The 4,869-nt window shown below is 68.2% G+C and carries 7 protein-coding genes; 6 read left to right on the top strand and 1 reads right to left on the bottom strand.

Annotation, left to right across the window (positions count from 1 at the left end; all coding sequences use genetic code 11):
* From EN745_RS30140 to EN745_RS30130, 3 genes are all read left to right on the top strand, one after another.
* On the top strand, positions 1 to 208 hold a 208-nt coding region (locus tag EN745_RS30140; protein WP_189363202.1), incomplete at its 5' end, for a precorrin-8X methylmutase.
* Positions 205 to 954: a precorrin-2 C(20)-methyltransferase gene (locus EN745_RS30135; RefSeq protein ID WP_127422928.1), complete on the top strand. Its 750-nt coding sequence runs from the start codon at positions 205 to 207 to the stop codon at positions 952 to 954. The genes EN745_RS30140 and EN745_RS30135, both read left to right, overlap by 4 nt.
* The gene (locus tag EN745_RS30130) at positions 951 to 1,715 is read left to right on the top strand and encodes a precorrin-3B C(17)-methyltransferase (protein ID WP_127422927.1); all 765 of its coding nucleotides are present in this window, start codon (positions 951 to 953) and stop codon (positions 1,713 to 1,715) included. The genes EN745_RS30135 and EN745_RS30130 overlap by 4 nt, the downstream gene beginning before the upstream one ends.
* Here the strand turns inward: EN745_RS30130 and EN745_RS30125 are convergent.
* Positions 1,679 to 2,446 carry a cobalt-precorrin-6A reductase gene (locus EN745_RS30125; RefSeq protein ID WP_127422926.1) on the bottom strand — a complete coding sequence of 256 codons (768 nt, stop codon included), beginning with the start codon at positions 2,444 to 2,446 and terminating at the stop codon, positions 1,679 to 1,681. The two genes, EN745_RS30130 and EN745_RS30125, sit on opposite strands and share 37 nt — an antisense overlap.
* 1 nt (position 2,447) lies before the next feature.
* On the opposite strand from EN745_RS30125, the gene cbiE reads away from it, so the two are divergent.
* Genes cbiE through cobM form a run of 3 tightly spaced genes read left to right on the top strand, consistent with a single transcriptional unit; the run spans position 2,448 to position 4,833 of the window.
* Complete coding sequence (gene cbiE / locus EN745_RS30120; RefSeq protein ID WP_127422925.1) at positions 2,448 to 3,689, top strand: precorrin-6y C5,15-methyltransferase (decarboxylating) subunit CbiE; 1,242 nt, start codon at positions 2,448 to 2,450, stop codon at positions 3,687 to 3,689.
* Positions 3,686 to 4,072: a cobalamin biosynthesis protein gene (locus EN745_RS30115; RefSeq protein WP_127422924.1), complete on the top strand. Its 387-nt coding sequence runs from the start codon at positions 3,686 to 3,688 to the stop codon at positions 4,070 to 4,072. Before cbiE ends, EN745_RS30115 begins: the two co-directional genes overlap by 4 nt.
* Positions 4,069 to 4,833 (top strand): precorrin-4 C(11)-methyltransferase, encoded by a 765-nt coding sequence (gene cobM / locus EN745_RS30110; RefSeq protein ID WP_127422923.1) that lies wholly within the window; start codon positions 4,069 to 4,071, stop codon positions 4,831 to 4,833. Before EN745_RS30115 ends, cobM begins: the two co-directional genes overlap by 4 nt.
* Positions 4,834 to 4,869 lie beyond the last annotated feature (36 nt).

The raw sequence follows: 4,869 nt of genomic DNA, 5'->3' as shown, positions 1-4,869 counted from the left end.
CTTCTATCTGCTGGAAAAACTGCGCGACGGCGAGCCGAAGCCGGCGGCGATCATCGGCATGCCGGTCGGCTTCGTCGGGGCCGCCGAATCGAAGGACGCGCTGGCCGAGAGTTCCTATGGCGTACCTTACGCCATCGTGCGCGGCAGGCTGGGCGGCAGCGCCATGACCGCCGCTGCCCTCAACGCATTGGCGAGGCCCGGCCTGTGAACGCGATTGTAAAAGGCCGCCTCGTCGGCGTCGGCACCGGTCCCGGCGATCCCGAACTGCTGACGCTCAAGGCTGCGCGGGCATTGGCAGAGGCCGACGTCGTCGCCTATTTCGCCAAGCGCGGCAACAACAGCAATGCGCGCGCCATCGTCGAGGCCCGCTTCCGGCCGGACATGATCGAGCTGCCGCTGCTCTATCCGGTGACGACCGAGATCGACAAGGATCACGACGACTACCGCTCGCAGATCGCCGATTTCTACGAGCAGTCGGCGGAGGCGATCGCGGAACATCTTGCCGCCGGCAGGATGGTGGCGGTGCTGTCGGAAGGCGACCCGCTGTTCTACGGCTCCTACATGCACCTGCACGTTCGCCTCGCGCATCGCTTCCCGACCGAGGTCATCCCCGGCGTCACCGCCATGTCCGGCTGCTGGTCGGCGACCGGCCTGCCTATCGTCCAGGGCGACGACGTACTGACTGTCCTGCCGGGCACGATGAGCGAGTTCGAGCTGACGCGGCGGCTGGCCGACACCGACGCAGCGGTGATCATGAAGGTCGGCCGCAACCTGCCCAAGATCCGGCGCGCGCTGCAGGCGACGGGCAAGCTTGCGAAAGCCGTCTATGTCGAGCGCGGCACCATGCCGGGCAGCGTCTCGATGCGGCTAGCCGACAAGCCGGACGACAAGGCGCCCTACTTCGCCATCGTGCTGGTCGCCGGCTGGTCCGCCCGCCCCGGAGCAAAGGCATGAGCGGCCGTCTCACCGTCATCGGTCTCGGCCCCGGCAATGCCGACCAGGTTACGCCGGAGGCAAGCCGCGCCGTGGCGGAGGCTTCCTTCTTCTATGGCTACAAGCCCTATCTCGACCGGCTGGAGTTGAGAGCGGACCAGACCCGCATCGCCTCCGACAACCGCGAGGAGCTTGCCCGCTCCAACGAGGCGCTGGCCAAGGCCGCCGAGGGCCATAACGTTGCTGTCGTGTCCGGCGGCGACCCCGGCGTGTTCGCCATGGCGGCAGCGGTCTGCGAAGCGATCGAGGCCGGCCCGACGGAATGGCGCGCGGTCGACCTTGCGGTCGTTCCCGGCGTCACCGCCATGCTTGCGGTCGCCGCCCGCATCGGCGCACCGCTCGGCCACGATTTCTGCGCCATCTCGCTCTCCGACAATCTGAAGCCGTGGGAGTTGATCGAGCTGCGCTTGCTGGCTGCCGCCGGCGCCGGCTTCGTCATTGCGCTTTATAACCCGATCAGCAAGGCGCGCCCCTGGCAGCTCGGCCGCGCCTTCGAATGCCTGAAAGCGATCCTGCCCGGCACCACGCCGGTCATCTTCGGCCGCGCCGCCGGCCGGCCGGACGAACGTATCGACGTGCATCTGCTTGCGGATGCCGATGCGGAAAAAGCCGACATGGCCACCTGCATCATCATCGGCTCGCCGGAAACGAGGATCATCCGGCGTGGCGACAAGCCGTCGCTGGTCTACACGCCACGCTCGGCAACGGGCGCGAAAAGATGATCGACCTTGGCGGCCATCTGATCGACGGTCTCGGCCGACGGAACGTCCGGCACGGGCGGCCGACGGACCATGACCACTTCGATGCCGAAGGCGCGCGCCGCGGCGATCTTGCCGTAGGTCGCCCCGCCGCCGCTGTTCTTGGACACGACGGCATCAATGCCGTGCTTTTCGAGCAGCGCGCGTTCCTCCGCTTCCGGAAACGGCCCGCGCGCCAGCAGATAGATCGCGTCGGGCACACCCAGTTTAGGCTCGACGGGGTCGACGCTGCGAATGAGATAACGGTGCTGCGGTGCCGCCTCGAAAGCGCTGGCCTCCTGTCTGCCGATCGCCAGGAAGGCGCGGCGCGGCGCCGTGCCGAGCGCCCTCGCCGCCTCGGCCGCGCTGTCGACCAGCGTCCAGCGGTCACCGGCCACGGGCTCCCAGCCCGGACGGCGCAAGGCGAGGATCGGCACGCCGGCCTGCCTGGCCGCTTCGGCGGCATTCGCGGAGATGCGCGCCGCATAGGGATGTGTGGCATCGATCAGCAGCTCGACCTTTTCCTGGTCGAGATAGGTCGCCAATCCCTCCGCGCCACCGAAGCCGCCGCTTCGCACCGGCACGCCTTGCGCGACAGGGCTTTCGGTGCGGCCGGCCAGCGACAGCGTGACCGAGAGATCGGCGCGCGCGGCCAGCCTTCCCGCCAGTTGCCGGGCTTCGGTGGTGCCGCCAAGGATCAGGATGCGGTGGGTCATCATGCCTGCTAAGGGTCCGCGCAGCGCCAAGCTCACGCCAAAATGGCTAACGGTGGTCGGCATCGGCGAGGACGGTGTAGCGGGTCTCGGCGACGAGGCCAAGCAGCACCTAGCGCAAGCCGAATTCATCTTCGGCGGCAAGCGACACCTCGCGCTCGTCGCAGCCCTGGCCAGGGGCGAGGCCCGCCAATGGCCGACGCCGTTCGACGCCGAGATGCGCGACGTGCTGGCGCTGGCCGGCAAGAATGTCTGCGTGCTCGCTTCCGGCGACCCGTTCTTCCACGGCGTCGGTGTCACGCTGGCGCGCAAGGTGAAACCCGAGCAAATGCGGGTGCTGCCGGCGCCTTCATCGCTTTCGTTAGCGGCATCCCGGCTGGGCTGGGCGCTGCAGGATGTCGAGGCGATCTCGCTCCACGGCCACGCGATCGACCTTATCCGCCCCCTCCTCAATCCGGGCGCACGCATCCTTGCGCTGACATCCGACGGCGACGCGCCGGCAGCGATCGCCCGGCTGCTCGACGAACTCGGCTTCGGTCCCTCGCGGTTGACCGTCCTCGAAGCGCTCGGCGGACCGGATGAAGCACGCCGAAGCGCACGCGCCGACGGCTTCGATCTCAACAACATCAGTCCGCTCAACGTGCTGGCGCTGGACGTTGAATCGACGCCGGATGCCCGCATCCTGCCGCTGACGTCGGGCCTTGCCGACCACCTGTTCGAGCATGACGGCCAGATCACCAAGCGCGAGGTCCGCGCCATGACGCTGTCGGCACTCGGGCCCCGACGCGGCGAGCTGTTATGGGACATCGGCGCCGGTTCGGGCTCGATCGGCATCGAATGGATGCTGGCCCACCCTTCCCTGCGCGCCATCGCCATCGAGACCGACGCGACGCGCGCCACACGCATTCGTCACAACGCCTCGCATTGCGGTGTGCCTGGACTTGTCGTGATCGAAGGCTCGGCGCCCAGGGCTTTCGCCAAGCTGGAAACGCCCGACGCCATCTTTATCGGCGGCGGCGGCAGCGACGCCGGCGTGCTGGAGAAGGCGATCAAGGCGCTGCGCCCCGGCGGCCGGCTTGTCGCCAACGCGGTGACGCTGGAGATGGAGACGCTGCTTCTCGACCAACACACCAAGCGCGGCGGCGGTCTCACCCGCATCGCCATCTCGCGAGCCTCGCCCGTCGGCTCGATGCAGGCCTGGCGGCCGGCCATGCCGGTCACCCAATGGAGCTGGGTGAAGCCATGATGGTCGCGGGCATCGGCAGCCGGAAAGGCGTGACAGCGAGCGACGTGCGCGCCGCCGTCGAGACCGCCTTGGAAGCGCATGGATTGGCAGTGACGGCGCTTTCCGCCCTGGCGACCGGTGAAATCAAACGCATGGAGGAGGCAATTTTCCTAGCTGGCCGCGAACTCGCCCTCCCTGTGATCGTTGTTGCGGACGATGCGTTGCAGGCGGCCTCGACCGGCACGATCAGCCACTCCGATCTCTCCCAATCGAAGGCCGGCACGCCGTCGGTTTCGGAAGCCTCCGCGCTCGCCGCTGCCGGCAAGGGCGCGAAACTGCTCGGGCCGCGCACGGTGCTCGGTCCTGTCACCTGCGCCATCGCACTTGCCGGAGATGCCGCATGACCATTCATTTCATCGGCGCCGGCCCCGGTGCGGCCGACCTCATCACTCTGCGCGGCAGCCGACTGCTGGCGAGTTGCCCGGTCTGCCTCTATGCCGGCTCGATCGTTGCGCCCGAACTGCTCGAACATTGCGCGCCCGGCACCAAACTGATCGACACGGCGCCGATGTCGCTCGACGAGATCGAGGCCGAATACGTTGCCGCCCACACCGCCGGCATGGATGTCGCGCGCCTGCATTCCGGTGACCTGTCGGTGTGGAGCGCAGTGGCCGAGCAGATCCGCCGGCTGGAAAAGCACAACATCCCCTACACGCTGACGCCGGGCGTGCCTTCCTTCGCCGCCGCGGCGGCGGCCCTTCGCCGCGAGCTCACCATTCCCGAACTCGCGCAAAGCCTGGTGCTGACCCGTGTCTCCGGCCGTGCTTCGAAGATGCCGCCCGGCGAGACGCTGGCCGGCTTCGGCCGCACCGGCGCGACGCTTGCCATCCATCTCGCCATCCACGCCATCGACCGTGTCGTCGCCGAGCTGACGCCGCTTTACGGCGCCGACTGCCCGGTGGCGGTTGTCTTTCGTGCCTCCTGGCCGGACGAGCGTCTGCTGACCGGCACGCTGGCCACCATCGAGGCGCAGCTGGCGGAAAACCCGATGGAGCGCACGGCGATCATCTTCGTCGGCAGCGCGCTCGCCGCCCAGGATTTCGGCGAAAGCTCACTTTACGACGCCCACTACCAGCGGCGTTTTCGCGGACGGGACGGATTGTGAACGGCAGCACCAACAGAAACGGACGGGCCACGGTGG

The sequence above is a fragment of the Mesorhizobium sp. M4A.F.Ca.ET.022.05.2.1 genome, assembly GCF_003998845.1.
In the GTDB taxonomy this organism is placed as follows: domain Bacteria; phylum Pseudomonadota; class Alphaproteobacteria; order Rhizobiales; family Rhizobiaceae; genus Mesorhizobium.
The sequence above is the reverse complement of the archived record's forward strand: the minus strand, read 5'-3'. Positions and strand labels throughout refer to the sequence as shown.

Excerpts from the sequence above, each read along its gene's own strand:
- EN745_RS30125 (WP_127422926.1), bottom strand. The coding sequence starts at position 2,446 with ATGACCCACCGCATCCTGATCCTTGGCGGCACCACCGAAGCCCGGCAA.
- EN745_RS30130 (WP_127422927.1), top strand. The coding sequence starts at position 951 with ATGAGCGGCCGTCTCACCGTCATCGGTCTCGGCCCCGGCAATGCCGAC.
- EN745_RS30115 (WP_127422924.1), top strand. The coding sequence starts at position 3,686 with ATGATGGTCGCGGGCATCGGCAGCCGGAAAGGCGTGACAGCGAGCGAC.
- cobM (WP_127422923.1), top strand. The coding sequence starts at position 4,069 with ATGACCATTCATTTCATCGGCGCCGGCCCCGGTGCGGCCGACCTCATC.
- cbiE (WP_127422925.1), top strand. The coding sequence starts at position 2,448 with ATGCCTGCTAAGGGTCCGCGCAGCGCCAAGCTCACGCCAAAATGGCTA.